This is a genomic window from Mycobacterium sp. C31M (genome assembly GCF_053345865.1).
The window spans coordinates 57,443-74,780 of record NZ_JBKFAX010000017.1 but is presented as its reverse complement, the minus strand read 5'-3'; the positions used below and the strand labels follow the sequence as shown (position 1 = coordinate 74,780).

14 protein-coding genes are annotated in these 17,338 nt (G+C 67.4%); 7 read left to right on the top strand and 7 right to left on the bottom strand.

What is annotated here, in order from left to right; all coding sequences use genetic code 11:
- Window positions 1-25: 25 nt before the first annotated feature.
- The gene (locus ACLBYA_RS23985) at window positions 26-694 is read right to left on the bottom strand and encodes an alpha/beta hydrolase (RefSeq protein WP_447711952.1); all 669 of its coding nucleotides are present in this window, start codon (window positions 692-694) and stop codon (window positions 26-28) included.
- Complete coding sequence (locus ACLBYA_RS23980; RefSeq protein WP_447712046.1) at window positions 691-1,848, bottom strand: FAD-dependent monooxygenase; 1,158 nt, start codon at window positions 1,846-1,848, stop codon at window positions 691-693. The genes ACLBYA_RS23985 and ACLBYA_RS23980 overlap by 4 nt, the downstream gene beginning before the upstream one ends.
- Before the next feature lie 49 nt (window positions 1,849-1,897).
- On the opposite strand from ACLBYA_RS23980, the gene ACLBYA_RS23975 reads away from it, so the two are divergent.
- Window positions 1,898-2,767, top strand: a complete 870-nt coding sequence (locus tag ACLBYA_RS23975) for a LysR substrate-binding domain-containing protein (RefSeq protein ID WP_447711951.1) — start codon at window positions 1,898-1,900, stop codon at window positions 2,765-2,767.
- Here ACLBYA_RS23975 and ACLBYA_RS23970 read toward each other — a convergent pair.
- Window positions 2,760-4,196, bottom strand: coding sequence for a glycosyltransferase family 39 protein (locus tag ACLBYA_RS23970; protein ID WP_447711950.1), 1,437 nt, complete (start codon window positions 4,194-4,196; stop codon window positions 2,760-2,762). The two genes, ACLBYA_RS23975 and ACLBYA_RS23970, sit on opposite strands and share 8 nt — an antisense overlap.
- A gap of 116 nt (window positions 4,197-4,312) precedes the next feature.
- Between ACLBYA_RS23970 and polA the strand changes: the two genes are divergently transcribed.
- Window positions 4,313-6,973, top strand: coding sequence for a DNA polymerase I (gene polA / locus ACLBYA_RS23965; RefSeq protein ID WP_447712045.1), 2,661 nt, complete (start codon window positions 4,313-4,315; stop codon window positions 6,971-6,973).
- Window positions 6,974-6,977: 4 nt separating this feature from the next.
- A complete protein-coding gene (locus ACLBYA_RS23960; RefSeq protein WP_447711949.1) occupies window positions 6,978-8,192 on the top strand; it encodes a threonine/serine ThrE exporter family protein in 1,215 nt (404 codons plus the stop codon).
- Here the strand turns inward: ACLBYA_RS23960 and ACLBYA_RS23955 are convergent.
- Window positions 8,189-9,349 (bottom strand): PrsW family intramembrane metalloprotease, encoded by a 1,161-nt coding sequence (locus tag ACLBYA_RS23955; RefSeq protein WP_447711948.1) that lies wholly within the window; start codon window positions 9,347-9,349, stop codon window positions 8,189-8,191. The two genes, ACLBYA_RS23960 and ACLBYA_RS23955, sit on opposite strands and share 4 nt — an antisense overlap.
- 237 nt (window positions 9,350-9,586) lie before the next feature.
- On the opposite strand from ACLBYA_RS23955, the gene rpsA reads away from it, so the two are divergent.
- Together rpsA and coaE are read left to right on the top strand one after the other, a co-directional pair.
- On the top strand, window positions 9,587-11,029 hold the full coding sequence (rpsA, locus tag ACLBYA_RS23950; protein ID WP_447711947.1) for a 30S ribosomal protein S1: 1,443 nt from the start codon (window positions 9,587-9,589) through the stop codon (window positions 11,027-11,029).
- Between the two features lie 76 nt (window positions 11,030-11,105).
- Window positions 11,106-12,266, top strand: coding sequence for a dephospho-CoA kinase (gene coaE, locus ACLBYA_RS23945; RefSeq protein ID WP_447711946.1), 1,161 nt, complete (start codon window positions 11,106-11,108; stop codon window positions 12,264-12,266).
- 4 nt (window positions 12,267-12,270) lie between these two features.
- Here coaE and ACLBYA_RS23940 read toward each other — a convergent pair whose 3' ends face one another.
- Genes ACLBYA_RS23940 through ACLBYA_RS23930 form a run of 3 tightly spaced genes read right to left on the bottom strand, consistent with a single transcriptional unit; the run spans window position 12,271 to window position 13,638 of the window.
- Entirely contained in the window at window positions 12,271-12,828 is a 558-nt protein-coding gene (locus ACLBYA_RS23940; protein WP_447711945.1) for a hypothetical protein, read from the bottom strand.
- A 13-nt stretch (window positions 12,829-12,841) separates the two neighbouring features.
- Window positions 12,842-13,342 carry a DUF402 domain-containing protein gene (locus ACLBYA_RS23935; protein ID WP_447711944.1) on the bottom strand — a complete coding sequence of 167 codons (501 nt, stop codon included), beginning with the start codon at window positions 13,340-13,342 and terminating at the stop codon, window positions 12,842-12,844.
- 2 nt (window positions 13,343-13,344) lie between these two features.
- The gene (locus ACLBYA_RS23930; RefSeq protein ID WP_447711943.1) at window positions 13,345-13,638 is read right to left on the bottom strand and encodes a hypothetical protein; all 294 of its coding nucleotides are present in this window, start codon (window positions 13,636-13,638) and stop codon (window positions 13,345-13,347) included.
- A gap of 71 nt (window positions 13,639-13,709) precedes the next feature.
- Here ACLBYA_RS23930 and uvrB point away from each other — a divergent pair, with 71 nt between their 5' ends.
- Together uvrB and ACLBYA_RS23920 are read left to right on the top strand one after the other, a co-directional pair.
- Window positions 13,710-15,881 carry an excinuclease ABC subunit UvrB gene (uvrB, locus tag ACLBYA_RS23925; protein ID WP_447711942.1) on the top strand — a complete coding sequence of 724 codons (2,172 nt, stop codon included), beginning with the start codon at window positions 13,710-13,712 and terminating at the stop codon, window positions 15,879-15,881.
- Window positions 15,882-15,942: 61 nt separating this feature from the next.
- Window positions 15,943-17,331 (top strand): MFS transporter, encoded by a 1,389-nt coding sequence (locus tag ACLBYA_RS23920; RefSeq protein ID WP_447711941.1) that lies wholly within the window; start codon window positions 15,943-15,945, stop codon window positions 17,329-17,331.
- Window positions 17,332-17,338: the final 7 nt, after the last annotated feature.

The following is a 17,338-nucleotide window of genomic DNA, read 5'->3' as shown; positions in this document are numbered from 1 at the left end:
TCATGCGGTCGGCTGACAACGTGGGTCAGACGTCGAGCAGGATCTGCAGCAGATCGTCTGGCTTGTCGCGCATCAGGTTGTGCTTACCGTCGAGCTCGTGACAGGTCCAGGCGGGATCGTCACGCACCCGGTCATAGGAGGGCTGTAGCGGTGACTCGCCGGGCCAGTCCTGCGCATAGACGAATACGCGCTTGCGGAAACGGCTGAGATCGCCGGTCAACCGTAACGGTTGCAGCACGGTGGCCAGCGGATGGGCGGTGGCGCGGTCGTCGAAGAACGGCATCGGGGGCACACCGAAACCGGTGCCATCGGCCTTGACATACCACTGTCGCTCCTCGTCGTTGACCAGGTCCCAACAGGATTCGCCGTCGTGTAACACCAGCGCGTCCAGGAAGACCAGTGCGTCGACACGATGGGGGATGCGGTCGGCGACGCCGGTGATCACCGCACCGCCATAGCTGTGACCCACCAGGACGAGTGCGTCGTCGTCACCCGCATCGGCGTCGATGGCCGCCAGTACATCGGTGATGTGAGTGTCCAGGTTGACCCCACCGGCCAGCAGATGGGCCCGTTCGGCCACCCCGGTCAGGGTGAGTGCCAGCACGCGGTGACCGGCGGCGCGCAGACTCTCGGCCAGGTCATCGAAACACCATGCGCCGTGGCACATCCCGGGGATCAGTACAAAGGTCGTCATGACGAGCTCCTCTCGGTATCGGTACGGTACGTCGTTGTGACGCGGGCGATCTCCTCGCTGTCCGCGATGGAGGCGGTGTGCATCTGCCGGTTGGCGGCGATGACATCTGCGGTGTCACGCCGCCGGGTGTTTTCGTAGCTGCGCAGTCCGCCGGCGGGGTCCCGATGCAGTTCGTCGGCCAGCACCCGTGCGTCGACGATGGCCTGAGACGCGCCGTTGGCTCCGACCGGATACATCGGGTGCGCGGCATCACCGAGCAGTGTGACCGATCCGGTGCCCCAGTGCGGCAGCACATCCCGGTCCACCATCGGATACTCGAAGACCTCTGCGCTGCGATATGGCAGCTCTGCGGCGTCCAGCCATCCGATGGTCCAGTCGGCAATGTGGCCGGCAACGACCGCGGGATCGGCCGGCCGGTTCCAGCGCGCGTCGCCGGGCAGCCTTCCCGGTCGACCGTCGTCGACCTGCAGTACCCAGTTGACCAGCCCGTCGCTGATCGGATAGATCACCAGATCGACACCGTCACCGCCGGTGACGATGGCCATCGTGTGCCCGTCCAGGAACGGTGGCATCCGCGCTGCGCCGCGGTACATCCGCACACCCGACCACAGCAGCGGATCCCCGTCGGGATGCAGGATGGCCCGCACCGCGGAATGGATACCGTCGGCGCCGATCAATGCTGTTCCGGTGATATCGCCGGCGGCCGTATGCGCCGTGACGGCAGACCCGATATCGGTGAAACCGGTCAGGCCGGCACCGGTGCGGATCGCGCCGGGCCCGAGGCGGTCGTGGACAGCCTCGGTCAGCAGGGTGTGCAGGCGCCCACGGTGTACCGATCGTTGCGGGTGCGAGTAACCGCCGTCGATCCCGCGCGGTTCACGGAAAAGTTGGGTGCCCGCGGCGTCGAAATAGCAGATCGCAGTGGGGGCCACCGAAATCGATGCCAGCGCGGCGCCGAGGCCAAGCGCGTCGAGTTCGCGCACGGCATGGGGTAGCAGGTTGATACCGACACCGAGGGGTTTGAGGGTGGGCGCCTTCTCGATGACCACGGCGTTGATCCGGCGCTGGTGCAGGGCCAACGCTGTGGTCAGTCCGCCGATCCCGGCCCCGGCGATGATCACTGGCTTTGTCATGCCTCCACGGTGTTCCACCAGCGAAGATAAGTCCAATAGTTGTTGAGTCTGACGCCTATAATCAACAGTTATGGAGCTCAGGCAGCTGGAATACTTCGTCGCGGTGGTCGAAGAGCGCAGTTTCACCCGGGCGGCCCAGCGTGAACGGGTGGCCCAACCCGCCGTCAGCGCCCAGATCCGGCGCTTGGAGCGGCAGATGGGTCAGCCACTGTTGACCCGGTCGAGTCGTGACGTGCGGCTCACCCGGGCCGGTGAGGCGATGCTGCCGCATGCCCGCGCCGCACTGGCCGCGGTGCGCGACGCTCGGCGCGCCGTCGACGAGGTCGCCGATCTGGTCCGGGGTTCGGTGGCGATCGGCACGGTGACCCTGCACCCGATCGACATCGCCGGACTGATGGCCGACTTCCATACCGCGTATCCGGCCGTCGAGATCACCTTGGGCACCGACAATTCCGATGTCCTGTTGGCCAAGCTGGCCGACGGCCGCCTCGATATCGCGATCGTGTCGATCGGCGTCGAGCAGGACCCGTCGGATCTGGATCTGCACGTCATCACCGACGAGGCCATCGAGGCGGCGGTGTCGACCGGTCACCGGTTGGCGCGCCGCGCCACGCTCCCGTTGGATCTGCTCGGCGAGCATCCGCTGATCTCACTGCCCGTCGGCACCGGACTGCGCACCAATCTCGACTCCGCCTGCGCCGCAGTGGGAGTCACACCACGCATCGCCTTCGAGGCGACCAGCCCGCTGGAACTCGCCGACCTTGCCGGCCACGGCCTCGGGGTGGCGATCCTGCCCGAGTCGATGGCCCGCAACCGGCCGGGGCTGCACGCGCTGCGACTGATACCCGCGCTGCGCGGTCGGCTGGTCTGGGCCTGGCGGCGCGATATGACCAACCCGGCGGCCCGGTTGCTGCGCGACCGGGCACTGTCGGTCACATGACGTTCAGCGTCCTGACCTTGGGCCACAATGTGTCCCAATCTTCCCGGGGCTCTGTCAGGAGCCACCGGCCGATCCCGTCGTCGTCATTTCCCAGTTCCCGGATGTCGGCGAAGTACGGCGCCAGCCGGGTGGGGCCGTGGTCGCCGACGAACAGTACGGTGTCCAGTCCGGCGGCCGGCGGCGGGAAATAGCCGTAACTGCGAGTGGTGCTGAATACCGGCGGCAGAGCGTAGCGGTCGGCATAACCGTCGATGTACGCCGCCACGATATAGGACTCCCCGATGATGACGGTGCGCTCGCGCTGCTCCGGCGCAAGCTGCTGGAAGGTCTGTGCGGTGCGCTGCGCGATCTGTTCGCCGACATCGGATCTGGTCAGCGTGGCGCCCAGGACCAGCCCGCCGATCGCGGCCGCCGCGCTCAGTGCGTAGCCGGGCCATGCCGCCCGGCCCCACCGAGTCGCACCCGCTTCCCGGCGGCGTTGCAATGCGATCGCTCCGATGGCTGCGACCGGCGCGTACAACCCACACAGGTAGTACGGGCGCCCCGCCGTCACCACGAACACGACGTACAGCACCACCAACGTGAGGCCGAGGAACCGGAAGTCGCGCAGTGCGGGGTCCCGTACCAACCGGACCAGGCCGTAGCCCGCCAACGCCACACCGAGCACCCCGGCCGCCACGACGAGTTGCACCGCGATACCGCCCCGACCTCCGTAGAGCGGTCCGGCCTCGGCGGCCACCACGTGGGACATCTGCAGCTGCGGCCAACCGTGCCGCGCCTGCCACCACAGCGTCGGCGCGCACACCAGCGCACCGATCCCGGCGCCGCCCCAGAGCATCGGCCGGCGCAGCAACTCTCGCGGACCGACCGCAAGCACAGCCGCGATCAGCACCGCGCACAGCAGCAGTACCTGGAACTTGGTCATGGCAGCCACCCCGGCAACCGCCCCGAGGACGAGAAGCAGCCGATCGTCACGCACCCGGATCCAGCGCACCAGCAGCCAGATGACGAGCAGCCAACCGACAGGTTCGAGCGTGTAGGGCGTCAACCAGTGCCCACCGACCGCCACCCAGAAGCCGGTCGCCTGGACGGCCGCCACCACGATCTGCGCGCGCCGGTCGCCGCCCATCTCACGGGTGATCATCGCGGCGACGACGACGGCGACCGTGGTCGCCACGATGGCGGGTATCCGCAATGCGATCAGCGAACCGGGGAACAGCGCGTCGGCGAGGGCGGCAAGCGCCGGGACCAGTGGCGGCTGGTCGGCCGACCCCCAGTCGAGGTGACTGCGGCCGATGGCCAACATGTAGACCTCGTCGAACCAGTAGTCGCGGCCGATCAGTGCGGCCGTCAGCTGCGCACCGGCCACCACTGCGGCGATCGCGGCCAACGGGCGCCACGCGAGTGGGTGTACGGATGTATCGGTCACCGCTCGCCCAGGGTAGCGGCGACCACCTGTCGGGGTGGGTGCCTAGAGTTGGGGGCGTGAGCCCCGCGAAGACCGAGACTGCCGAGAAGAAGACGAGCACCGACAAGCCGACGCTGATGCTGTTGGACGGCAACTCGCTGGCCTTCCGGGCCTTCTACGCGCTGCCCGCGGAGAATTTCAAGACCCAGGGCGGGCTGACCACCAACGCGGTCTACGGGTTCACCGCCATGCTGATCAACCTGCTGCGTGATGAGGAGCCCAGCCACGTCGCGGCTGCCTTCGACGTGTCGCGCCAGACGTTCCGCAAGGAGAAGTACCCGGAGTACAAGGAGGGGCGCTCGGCCACCCCGGACGAGTTCCGCGGTCAGATCGACATCACCAAAGAGGTGCTCGGCGCACTCGGGATCACCGTGCTGGCCGAGCAGGGCTTCGAGGCCGACGACATCATCGCCACCCTGGCCACCCAGGCGCAGGATTCCGGCTACCGGGTTCTGGTGGTCACCGGTGACCGCGACTCGCTGCAGCTGGTCAGTGACGACGTCACCGTGCTGTACCCGGTCAAGGGTGTCTCCGAGCTGACCCGGTTCACCCCGGAGGCGGTGCAGGCCAAGTACGGGCTCACCCCGGCGCAGTACCCGGACTTCGCGGCGCTGCGCGGCGACCCCAGCGACAACCTGCCCGGCATCCCCGGGGTGGGGGAGAAGACCGCCACCAAGTGGATCGTCGAGCATGGTTCGCTGCAGGCGCTCGTCGACAATGTCGACACCGTGAAGGGCAAGGTCGGAGATGCGTTGCGCGCCAACCTGTCCTCGGTGGTGCTCAACCGTGAACTGACCGAACTGGTGAAGAACGTGCCGCTGCCGCAGACACCTGACACGCTGCGCATGCTGCCCTGGGATCGTGACCACATCCACCGCCTCTTCGACGACCTGGAGTTCCGGGTGCTGCGCGACCGGCTGTTCGACACGCTGGCCTCCGCCGATCCCGAGGTCGACCAGGGCTTCGATGTACGCGGTGGTGCACTGGCACCCGGCGAATTGGCGGCCTGGTTGTCCGAGCACAGCCTGGGCAACCGGTTCGGGGTGGCCGTGGTCGGCACCCACCTGGCCTTCGATGCCGATGCGACGGCGTTGGCCATCGTCGCCAACGACGGCGACGGCCGCTATATCGACACCGCCACAATCCATCCCGACGACGAGGCCGCACTGGCGTCCTGGCTGGCCGACCCGGGCCCGCCGAAGGCGCTGCACGAGGCCAAGCTGGCCATGCACGATCTGGAAGGGCGCGGCTGGAAGCTGGCCGGCGTCACCTCCGATACCGCGCTGGCGGCCTATCTGGTGCGGCCGGGGCAGCGCAGTTTCTCCCTCGATGATCTGTCGCTGCGTTACCTGAAACGGGAGCTGCGCGCCGACAACCCGGAGCAGCAACAGCTTTCGCTGCTCGATGACAACGAGGGCATCGACGAGCAGGCCGTGCAGGCGGTGCTGCTGCGTGCCGCGGCGGTGCTCGATCTGGCCGATGCGCTGGACGAAGAGCTGGCCCGCATCGACTCCTCCTCGCTGCTGGGCCGGATGGAGCTCCCGGTGCAGCGCGTGCTCGCCGAGTTGGAAACCCGGGGTATCGCCGTCGACGTCGCCTTCCTGCAGGAGCTGCAGAGCGAATTCGGCGACCTGATCCGCGATGCCGCCGAGGCCGCCTACGGGGTGATCGGCAAGCAGATCAACCTCGGGTCGCCCAAGCAGCTGCAGGTCGTGCTGTTCGACGAGCTCGAGATGCCCAAGACCAAGAAGACCAAGACCGGTTACACCACCGATGCCGATGCGCTGCAAGGACTTTTCGACAAGACCGGGCATCCGTTCCTGCAGCACCTGCTGGCCCACCGGGACGCCACCAGGTTGAAGGTGACCGTCGACGGGTTGCTCGCAGCGACGGCCGCAGATGGACGGATTCATACCACGTTCAACCAGACGATCGCGGCCACCGGCCGGCTGTCGTCGACCGAGCCCAACCTGCAGAACATCCCGATCCGCACCGAGGCCGGCCGTCGCATCCGGGACGGTTTTGTCGTCGGTGACGGCTACGCCGAGTTGATGACGGCCGACTACAGCCAGATCGAGATGCGGATCATGGCGCACCTGTCCCGTGACGAGGGCCTGATCGAGGCGTTCAACACCGGTGAGGACCTGCATTCGTTCGTGGCATCGCGGGCGTTCGATGTGCCGATCGACCAGATCGACGCCGAGATGCGTCGCCGGGTCAAGGCGATGTCCTACGGCCTGGCGTACGGGCTGAGCGCTTACGGCCTGTCCTCCCAGCTGAAGATCAGCACCGAAGAGGCCAAGCAGCAGATGGAGCAGTACTTCGACCGGTTCGGCGGTATCCGCGACTACCTGCGTGACGTTGTCGACCAGGCTCGCAAGGACGGCTACACCTCGACGGTGCTGGGCCGTCGCAGGTACCTGCCCGAGCTGGACAGCAGCAACCGCAACGTCCGGGAGGCCGCCGAGCGTGCCGCGCTGAACGCGCCGATCCAGGGCAGCGCCGCCGACATCATCAAGGTGGCCATGATCAACGTCGACGAGGCGATCAAGTCGGCCGGCCTGACGTCACGGATGTTGCTGCAGGTGCACGACGAGTTGCTGTTCGAGGTCTCAGAAGGGGAACGGGGGGAGCTCGAAAAGCTGGTGCGCGAACACATGGGCAACGCCTACCCGCTGGATGTACCGCTGGAGGTGTCCGTCGGCTACGGGCGCAGTTGGGACGCTGCGGCGCACTGAGCCGATGACCGCGAGCAGCGAACAGCAGATACGGTTTCTGGCTCGGCTGGGTGCGGCGATGTGCGCCGCCAACTATCCGGTGACGCTCGTGCGCCAGATGTTGGACCGCACGGCCGGCAACTACGGCGTGCGCAATGACGGCATCGCGCTGCCCAACCATGTCCAGGTGGTCGGGCCGGCCACCGCCGACGGCACGGTGGTGCGCGGCGCCCGCGTCGACTCCGACCTGCGATTCGACCAGATCTTCCCGCTGGCCCGATTGGTGTCCGACGCCATGGCTGGCCGGGTCTCCGCGCACGACGGCGAAGCCCGGCTCGACGCAATCCAGGGTCTCGCGCGTCGGTACCCGTCCTGGGTGACGGTGCTGGGGTACGCGATCCAGAGCGCGGGCCTGTCCCTGGTCCTCGAGCCGTCGATGCTCAACGTGCTCGCCGCGGCGGTGCTCGGCGCGATGGTCGGCGTGTTTCTCGTGGTGAGCCAACGTGTTTCGGTGCTCGCGCAGCTGGTGCCCGCGGTCAGCGCTTTCGCTGTCGCGGCCATTTGCATCGTGGCGGCGTTGCACCTGGAGCTCGACCATGTCGGATTACGGGCACTCATCCCACCGCTGGCGGTGTTCCTACCCGGTGCGGCGATCACGCTGGCGGTCATCGAGCTGACCTCCCGTGATGTCATCGCCGGTACCAGCCGGCTGATCGCCGGTTTTGTGCAGATCATCCAGCTGGCCTTCGGCATCCTGATCGCCACCCAACTGCTCGGCATGAGCGAGGACCAGCTCAGCTCGGAGGCGGTCAACCACATCGGGCCGTGGGCGCCGTGGCTCGGGGTCGCCGTCTACGGACTCGGCGTCATGCTGTTCCTCGCACCGCCGGTGTCGTTCCTGCCGTGGCTCGCGTTGATCACCTATACCGCCTACACCGCTCAGTATCTGGGCGATCTGGTGCTCGGCAGCTATGCCAGCGGGTTCTGCGGCGGGCTGGCGCTGACGGTGGTGGCGCTGGCCGTATCGCGGCTGCGCACCGCCCCGCCCGCGATCACCATGATCCTGCCGGGGTTCTGGTTGTTGGTCCCGGGTTCGATGGGCCTGATCGGGGTCACCGAACTGTTCGGCGCCGACGGTGACTCGGCGCTGCCCGCCACGCTCATCTCGATGATCTCGGTGGCCTTCGGGCTGCAGGCCGGGCTGATCATCTGGCAGGTGGCCCGGCGGCGTCGCGGCTAGCTGCCCGGCACCCGATAGTGCGCCAGGTACTGCAACGCCGGGGTGGCCGCCCGCGCCGCGTGCACGGCGTTCGCCTCCTCGGTCAGCATCGCCTGCACCCGGTCGTCGCCGAAGCCTCGGTCGATGCGGTCCCGGACGAAGGCCAGCTCGACGACCTGCGTCGCGAAGCCCTTCACGGCCTTGCCCGCGTCCTTACCGCTGTTACGGGTGACCTCGGCGACGGCCAGCTTGCGGGTGCGGATCGACCCCAGCCAGCTGGCCTCGTTGGCGGTGATCAGTCCGGCGGCCACCATGTTCGGCAGTTTGGCGGCGACCACCTGCTGCTCGCGCCGCCGGCTGCGGATCGCCAGCCAGATCGCCAGCCCGAACACCGGCATCATCCACAGCACGTAGACCAGGAAGTAGGCCTCGATGCCGATCACCGATGAGCCGTTCCACATCGCGTGCAGCGTCACCGCGCCGAGATAGCCGACGACGATGCACCCCACCTTGGCGAGCAGGCTGCGTCGGTGCAGGGCTAAATACACGCCGATCGCCAGCACCGACAGGAACAGTGAATGGGCGAACGGCGCCATGACCAGTCGCAGCGCGGCGGTCACCAGCGAGCCGGCCAGCGATTCGCTGTTGGCGATGTAGAGGATGTCCTCGAACCAGGCGAAGCCGGCCCCGACCAGGCCGGCGTACACCAGGCAGTCGGTCAGCGAGTTCAGCTCGCGGCGTCGGGCGCCGGTCATCATGATCAACAGGAACAGCCCCTTGGCGGCCTCCTCGATGATCGGGGCGCGCAGGGCCGTCGACTCAAACCCCTCGGGCAGGCCGGGGTTCGGGAGGAACACGGCATCGGCCCACAACTCCAGGATCAGCGACAGGATGATCGCGACCGAGGCGCCCCAGAGGAACGCCAGGATCAGCAGCCGGGGCGGCTCGGGCTCCCAGCGGTCCAGCCACAGGTAACACAGCACCACCACGGTGATCGCGATGCTGGACAGCACGAATCCGATGGCGGTGCCGACCGGATTGGTCGCGGTCAGCAGGATCATCAGCAGGCCGACGATGACGCTGAGACCGATGATGACCACCAGCGGTGCACCGACCTTGCGGACGGTGCGTGGCCAGGTGGGCAGGTGCGGTTGCGGCGGGTGCGGTGTCACGGACACCTGAGGAGATTAACCAGACCGGGGCTGCGGGGACCGGGTTTGTCCAGCGTGTACCGGTTCTAGTACCCTTGAGCAGTACTTGTGTGTCCAGTCACGTCGCGGGCACGCGGGAACGTTGCACAACCGGATCGTTCTCGTCGAAGTTACCGGCGAACTGCCCGTTGTGCAGCACAAACGCAACAGCGTCACCAAATAGCAATGTCCCTACGATTAAACCTGTCCGGAGCAACCCACCACATGCCAAGTCCCTCCATCACCTCGCCGCAAGTAGCCATCAACGACATTGGCTCGGCCGAGGACTTTCTCGCCGCGATCGACAAGACCATCAAGTACTTCAACGATGGCGACATCGTCGAGGGCACCATCGTCAAGGTCGACCGTGACGAGGTTCTGCTCGATATCGGTTACAAGACCGAAGGTGTCATTCCTTCCCGCGAACTCTCCATCAAGCACGATGTCGACCCCAATGAGGTCGTTTCCGTGGGCGATGAGGTCGAGGCCCTCGTTCTCACCAAGGAGGACAAGGAAGGCCGCCTGATCCTGTCCAAGAAGCGCGCTCAGTACGAGCGTGCCTGGGGCACCATCGAGGAACTCAAGGAGAAGGACGAGGCCGTCAAGGGCACCGTCATCGAGGTCGTCAAGGGCGGCCTGATCCTCGACATCGGCCTGCGCGGCTTCCTGCCCGCCTCGCTGGTCGAGATGCGTCGCGTCCGCGATCTGCAGCCGTACATCGGCAAGGAGATCGAGGCCAAGATCATCGAGCTCGACAAGAACCGCAACAACGTGGTTCTGAGCCGTCGCGCCTGGCTGGAGCAGACCCAGTCCGAGGTGCGCAGCGAGTTCCTCAACCAGCTCACCAAGGGCGCCATCCGCAAGGGTGTCGTGTCCTCGATCGTCAACTTCGGCGCCTTCGTCGATCTCGGCGGTGTCGACGGCCTGGTGCACGTCTCCGAGCTGTCCTGGAAGCACATCGACCACCCGTCCGAGGTCGTCACCGTGGGCGACGAGGTCACCGTCGAGGTGCTCGACGTCGACATGGACCGCGAGCGGGTTTCGCTGTCGCTCAAGGCGACTCAGGAAGATCCGTGGCGCCACTTCGCCCGCACCCACGCCATCGGCCAGATCGTGCCGGGCAAGGTCACCAAGCTGGTGCCGTTCGGTGCGTTCGTCCGCGTCGAGGAGGGCATCGAGGGTCTGGTGCACATCTCCGAGCTGTCCGAGCGCCACGTCGAGGTCCCGGACCAGGTGGTCCAGGTCGGCGACGACGCCATGGTTAAGGTCATCGACATCGACCTGGAGCGCCGCCGCATCTCGCTGAGCCTCAAGCAGGCCAACGAGGACTACACCGAGGAGTTCGACCCCTCGAAGTACGGCATGGCCGACAGCTACGACGATGCGGGCAACTACATCTTCCCCGAGGGCTTCGACGCCGACACCAACGAATGGTTGGAAGGCTTCGACAAGCAGCGCACCGAGTGGGAGGCCCGCTACGCCGAGGCCGAGCGTCGCCACAAGATGCACACCGCGCAGATGGAGAAGTTCGCCGCGGCGGAGGCCGAAGAGGCCGCTCGCCCGACGTCTTCGTCGTCGGCCAGCCGCTCCGACGAGTCCGCTGGTGGATCGCTGGCCAGCGATGCCCAGCTCGCCGCGCTCCGCGAGAAGCTCGCAGGCAACGCGTAACAGTTCACAACGGCAGACGCCCCGGCTCGAAAGAGCCGGGGCGTTCGTCGTTCTCGAGACCTGACAGACTGTCCCGGTGCTTCGCATCGGACTGACCGGCGGTATCGGCGCCGGCAAATCGACCGTGTCCTCCACCTTCAGCGATCTCGGCGCCATCGTCGTCGACGGTGACGTCATCGCCCGCGAGGTCGTCGAACCCGGAACCGAGGGTCTGGCCAAGCTCGTCGACGCATTCGGCCACGACATCCTGCAGGACGGCGCGCTGAACCGGCCCGCCCTGGCCGCCATCGCCTTCAGCGATGACGAGAAGCGGGCCACCCTCAACGGCATCGTGCACCCATTGGTGGCGCACCGTCGCTCGGAGCTCATTGCCGCGGCCGGTACCGACGCCGTCATCGTCGAGGACATCCCGCTGCTGGTGGAATCGCAGATGGCGCCGATGTTCCCACTCGTCATCATCGTCAACGCCGATGCCGAACTGCGGGTCAAGCGGCTCATCGAGTACCGCAACTTCACCGAGGAGGACGCCCGGGCCCGGATCGCCGCCCAGGCGACCGAGGAGCAGCGCCGTGCGGTCGCCGATATCTGGCTGGACAACTCGGGTTCGGCCGGCGTGCTCGTGGAGCAGGCCCGCGCACTGTGGCACGAGCGCATCCTGCCGTTCGCGCACAATCTGAAGACCCGGACACCGGCGCATCGGCAGGCCGCCGTGGTGGCCTATGACCCGAGGTGGCCCGATCAGGCGCAGCGCATCGTGGCCCGGCTGAACACCGCATGCGGGCACCGCGCGGTCCGCATCGACCACATCGGATCGACGGCGGTCCCCGGAATGGACGGCAAGGACGTCATCGATGTACAGGTGACGGTCGCCTCCTTGGACGTGGCCGACGAAGTGGCCGACGCACTGCTCACGGCGGGCTACCCACAGGTCGCCGGGATCACCGCCGACAATCCGCACAGCGCGGATCAATCCCAGTGGCACAAGCGCTTTCATGCCTCCGCCGATCCGGGACGGCCGACCAACGTGCACATCCGGGCCGGCGGCACGGCCAACCAACGCTTCGCCCTGCTCTTCGTCGACTGGCTACGCGCCAATCCCGGTGTGCAACAGGACTATCTGGCCGCTAAACGAGCCGCGCTGTCGGCACCGGACTACGCCGCGGCCAAGGAACCCTGGTTTCTGGACGCCTATCAGCGGGCCCAGGAATGGGCGCGCACCACCGGTTGGAGCGCCTGAGTAACTATTGGGGTGGAGCTTCGGAGGCCGGCTGTCCCGGGTACCCGGGTAGCTCGGGCACACCCAACGGCGCCGAGCCTGCCGACGCCGGATCATTCAGTGGCGCACCACAATGCAGCACCCCGTAGAGCGGATCGTCCTTGGGGCGGAACAACCGCGGCGCGATGAACTGATCGGCCTGCACCACCATCTGCTCGTCGACCAGGATCTCGCAGTGCAGGTTCGAGCCGTACGGCCAGTCGATCGACAGTTCCAGACCGGCCAGGGCCGGATCGGACATCACGGTGTTCACCTCGAACGTCTGGCCGGGCAGCAGATTGGGTTGCTCGCTGTTGACGTTGAAGTCGTCGGCCTTGTAGGCGACCACGGCCCGCCGGGAGGTGCCGTCGGCGCGCACCCGGTAGGTGACGTTGTGCAGCAGCGCCGGGGCAGGTTCGGTGACCTCGGGCTGCGGTTCGTCGCCCTCGGGTTCGGCGATCGCCGGACCGGCGACCAGCAGCCCCGCGAACAGCGTCGCGGCCGCAGCCAGAGCCGTCACGCCGGCACGCCCTGTGACGTTCATGTAGTCGAGCTTACTACCGCCAGGTCAGCGTCACATCATGCCCGGCCAGCCAGCGGTCCAGGTCATAGCCGTGCCGGGCCAGCGCCTCGACCGTCGCCACCGCCGTCGTAATGGCCGCTTCGGCGGCCCCGGGCGGCAGCAGTCCCTCCCGCACGGCGGCCACCAGCTCGTCGGTATCGGTCAACGTGACATCGCGCCCGGTGCGCAACACCAGGTCCAGATAGTGGTCCTCGGCCTCCCAGACATCCGGTCCGGCGGTGTAGCGACCGACATCGATGTACAGGTCCTGGTCGCGCTCGTAACCCGGGTTGAAGTGGAAGATCGTCAGACGCAGTCCGAACGCCGGCAGCAGCCAGGACTCCAGGTAGTGGAACTGGGCCCGGCCGGGTGCCGGACGCGCCATGTACAGGCCCCACGGCTGCACCGTGAACTCCTCGACATCGCGCACGATGCCCTTGGGGTCGGTGTTGGTGCCGGTGCGCAGGTCGAACAGCTCGCGCTTGGGAGGGTGCACGGTCAGTGCCGCCGGCGTAGATCCAGGACGCGCGGGCCCTTACCGGCCGGCCGCGTCACCAGCCGCAGCACCCCGCCGAGGACGATGGCCAGCCAGCAGGCGGTCCACAACAGGTCGGCGGCCTCGAACCAGCTGCACTGGTGGGTGCGGCCGGACCGATCGCTCGCGCAGGTCGAGCCCAGCGCCTCGGCGACGGCTCCGACCCCCGGCCAGAACATCAGCACCGCGCAGACCAGGCCCGCGACCAGCAGAATCAGGCCCAGCAGACGCAGCGCAATGCGGACCGGTTCGGGCACGGCGTCACCGTAACCCAGCTCAGGGTCGCCGGGGGAATGAACATGTCGGTGTCCACGCTTAACCTGGTGATATGGCTTTCGCGACCGAACACCCCGTGCTGGCGCATTCGGAGTACCGACCTGCCGCCGACGCCGTCGACGGCATCGTGCGCAGTGGTGCCGCTTTCGAGGTCGTCAGTGAGTACGAGCCCGCAGGCGACCAGCCGGCCGCCATCGCCGACCTGGAGCGCCGGGTGCGGGCGGGGGAGCGTGACATCGTCCTGCTGGGTGCCACGGGTACCGGTAAGTCGGCGACGACGGCGTGGCTGATCGAGAAGCTGCAGCGGCCCACCCTGGTGATGGCCCCCAACAAGACGCTCGCCGCGCAGCTGGCCAACGAGCTGCGAGAGATGTTGCCCAACAACGCCGTCGAATACTTCGTCTCGTACTACGACTACTACCAGCCCGAGGCGTATATCGCGCAGACGGACACCTATATCGAGAAGGACAGTTCGATCAACGACGATGTCGAGCGGCTGCGCCACTCGGCCACCTCGAGCCTGCTGTCCCGGCGCGACGTCGTCGTGGTCGCCTCGGTGTCCTGCATCTACGGTCTGGGTACGCCGCAGTCCTACCTGGACCGCTCGGTGGAACTCAAGGTCGGCGACGATGTGCCCCGCGACGGGCTGCTGCGGCTGCTGGTCGACGTCCAGTACGACCGCAACGACGTGTCCTTCACCCGGGGCAGTTTCCGGGTGCGCGGCGACACCGTCGAGATCATCCCGGCCTACGAGGAGCTCGCGATCCGCATCGAGTTCTTCGGCGACGAGGTCGAGGCGCTCTACTACCTACACCCACTGACCGGGGACGTGGTCCGCCAGGTCGATTCGGTCCGTATCTTCCCGGCCACCCACTACGTCGCCGGCCCGGACCGGATGGCGGTGGCGATCTCCAGCATCGAAGCCGAACTCGAGGAACGATTGGCCGAACTGGAGGGCCAGGGCAAGCTACTGGAAGCCCAGCGGCTGCGGATGCGCACCAACTACGACCTGGAGATGATGAAGCAGGTCGGGTTCTGCTCGGGCATCGAGAACTACTCCCGGCACATCGACGGCCGCGGTGCGGGCACCGCTCCGGCCACCCTGATCGACTACTTCCCGGAGGACTTCCTGCTCGTCATCGACGAGTCCCATGTCACGGTGCCGCAGATCGGCGGCATGTACGAGGGCGACATGTCGCGCAAGCGCAACCTGGTCGACTTCGGTTTCCGGCTGCCCTCGGCGGTCGACAACCGACCGCTGACCTGGGAGGAGTTCGCCGAGCGGATTGGTCAGACGGTGTACCTGTCGGCCACCCCGGGCAATTACGAGATGGCCCAGGCCGGTGGCGAATTCGTCGAACAGGTCATCCGGCCGACCGGCCTGGTCGACCCGCAGGTGCACGTCAAGCCGACCAAGGGTCAGATCGACGATCTGATCGGCGAGATCCGGCTGCGCACCGAACGTGACGAGCGGGTCCTGGTCACCACGCTGACCAAGAAGATGGCCGAGGACCTGACCGATTACCTGCTGGAGATGGGTATTCGGGTGCGCTACCTGCATTCCGAGGTGGACACCCTGCGCCGGGTCGAGCTGCTGCGGCAGCTGCGGCTCGGCGAGTACGACGTTCTGGTCGGCATCAACCTGCTCCGGGAGGGCCTGGACCTGCCCGAGGTCTCGCTGGTCGCGATCCTGGACGCCGACAAGGAAGGCTTCCTGCGGTCACCGCGCAGCCTCATCCAGACCATCGGCCGTGCCGCGCGCAATGTGTCCGGTGAGGTGCACATGTACGCGGACAAGATCACCGACTCCATGAAGGAGGCGATCGACGAGACCGAGCGCCGGCGGGCGAAGCAGATCGCCTACAACACCGAGCGGGGCATCGACCCGCAGCCGCTGCGCAAGAAGATCGCCGACATCCTCGACCAGGTGTATCGCGAGGCCGAGGACACCGAGAACGTCGAGGTCGGCGGATCCGGACGTAATGCGTCCCGCGGGCGGCGGGCGCAGGGCGAACCCGGTCGCGCGGTCAGCGCGGGCATCGTCGAGGGACGCGACACCGCGAACATGCCGCGCGCCGAACTCGCGGATCTGATCAAGGATCTGACCGAGCAGATGATGACGGCAGCCCGCGATCTGCAGTTCGAGCTGGCGGCCCGGATCCGCGACGAGATCCAGGATCTGAAGAAGGAACTGCGCGGGATGGACGCGGCCGGTTTGAAGTAGCGACCGGGGTGGACGACGCCGGGCTTGATCTCAACCGCGGTTGAGCTTCTATGTTGTCGGAGTGACGCAGACGCAGACGGGTAGTTGGCGGGAGCTGCTGGGGCCGAAGAACCTTGGCGCCTCGACGGTCCTCGCGGGTGGTGTGGCGCTGTACGCGACCAACGAGTTCCTCACCATCAGTCTGATGCCCAGCGCCGTGGCCGAGATCGGCGGACAGCGCTACTACGCGTGGGTCATGACGGTGTACCTGGTGGCCTCGGTGGCGGCCGCGACGACGGTGAGCGCGGTGCTGGCGCGGCTGGGCCCACGGTCGGCGTACCTGTCGGCGCTGTCGGTGTTCGGGCTCGGCAGCGTGGCGTGCGCCTTGGCGCCGACCATGGAGCTGCTGTTGGCGGGGCGGATCGTGCAGGGTGCCTCCGGTGGCCTGCTCGCCGGTCTTGGCTACGCTGTGATCAACACCGCGCTGCCGCAGGCATTGTGGACGCGGGCCTCGGCGCTGGTGTCGGCGATGTGGGGTGTCGGGACGCTGCTGGGACCCGCCGGCGGCGGATTGTTCGCCCAGTTCGCCTCGTGGCGTTGGGCTTTCGGAGCCCTGGTCATCATGACCGTGTTCATCGCGGTGGTGGTGCCGCTGGCGCTCCCGCGGCGCACCACGGATGCGGTGGTGATGCCGGTGCGGATACCGGTCTGGTCGCTGCTCCTGCTGGGGACCGCGGCGCTGATGGTCAGCGTGGCGGGGCTGCCGTCCGATCCGGCGATGACCGGTGTGTTCATCGCCGTGGCGGCGGCGCTGGTGGCGGTGTTCGTGGTGGTCGACCGCCGCTCGTCGGTCGGGGTGTTGCCGCCGACGGCATTCCGGCCGGGACCGCTGAAATGGATGTACCTGACCTTGGGTGCGCTGATGGCCGCGACCATGGCGGATATGTACGTGCCGCTGTTCGGGCAGCGGCTCGCGCACCTGGCGCCGTTGGCGGCGGGGTTCCTCGGTGTGGCGCTGGCCGTCGGGTGGACCACCAGCGAGATCGTCAGCGCCTCGGTGGACCGGCGGGCCTCTGCGGCCCGTATCGTCGCGGCGGCTCCGGTGGTGATGGCGATCGGGTTGGGTGTCGCGGCCCTACTGGTGCACGACGGGATGTCCGGGTGGCCGGTGGCGGGGTGGGCACTGGCCCTGGTGGTGACCGGGGCCGGCATCGGGATGGCCTGGCCGCATCTGTCGGCGTGGGCGATGGGTAGCGTCGACGACCCGGACGAGGGGCCGGTCGCGGCGGCGGCGATCAACACCGTGCAGCTGATCTGCGGCGCGTTCGGTGCCGGTATCGCGGGCGTCATCGTCAACCGGTTCGGGGCCGACGATGTCGCTGCGGCGCGCATGTTGTTCAGCGGTTTTACGGTGCTGGCCGCCATCACCGTCATTGCAGCGATCCGTGCCGGGCGACAGCCGGCGCGATGAGTTTGGG

Excerpts from the sequence above, each read along its gene's own strand:
- rpsA (WP_447711947.1), top strand. The coding sequence starts at position 9,587 with ATGCCAAGTCCCTCCATCACCTCGCCGCAAGTAGCCATCAACGACATT.
- ACLBYA_RS23960 (WP_447711949.1), top strand. The coding sequence starts at position 6,978 with ATGACCGCGAGCAGCGAACAGCAGATACGGTTTCTGGCTCGGCTGGGT.
- uvrB (WP_447711942.1), top strand. The coding sequence starts at position 13,710 with ATGGCTTTCGCGACCGAACACCCCGTGCTGGCGCATTCGGAGTACCGA.
- ACLBYA_RS23940 (WP_447711945.1), bottom strand. The coding sequence starts at position 12,828 with ATGAACGTCACAGGGCGTGCCGGCGTGACGGCTCTGGCTGCGGCCGCG.
- ACLBYA_RS23975 (WP_447711951.1), top strand. The coding sequence starts at position 1,898 with ATGGAGCTCAGGCAGCTGGAATACTTCGTCGCGGTGGTCGAAGAGCGC.
- ACLBYA_RS23985 (WP_447711952.1), bottom strand. The coding sequence starts at position 694 with ATGACGACCTTTGTACTGATCCCCGGGATGTGCCACGGCGCATGGTGT.
- polA (WP_447712045.1), top strand. The coding sequence starts at position 4,313 with ATGCTGTTGGACGGCAACTCGCTGGCCTTCCGGGCCTTCTACGCGCTG.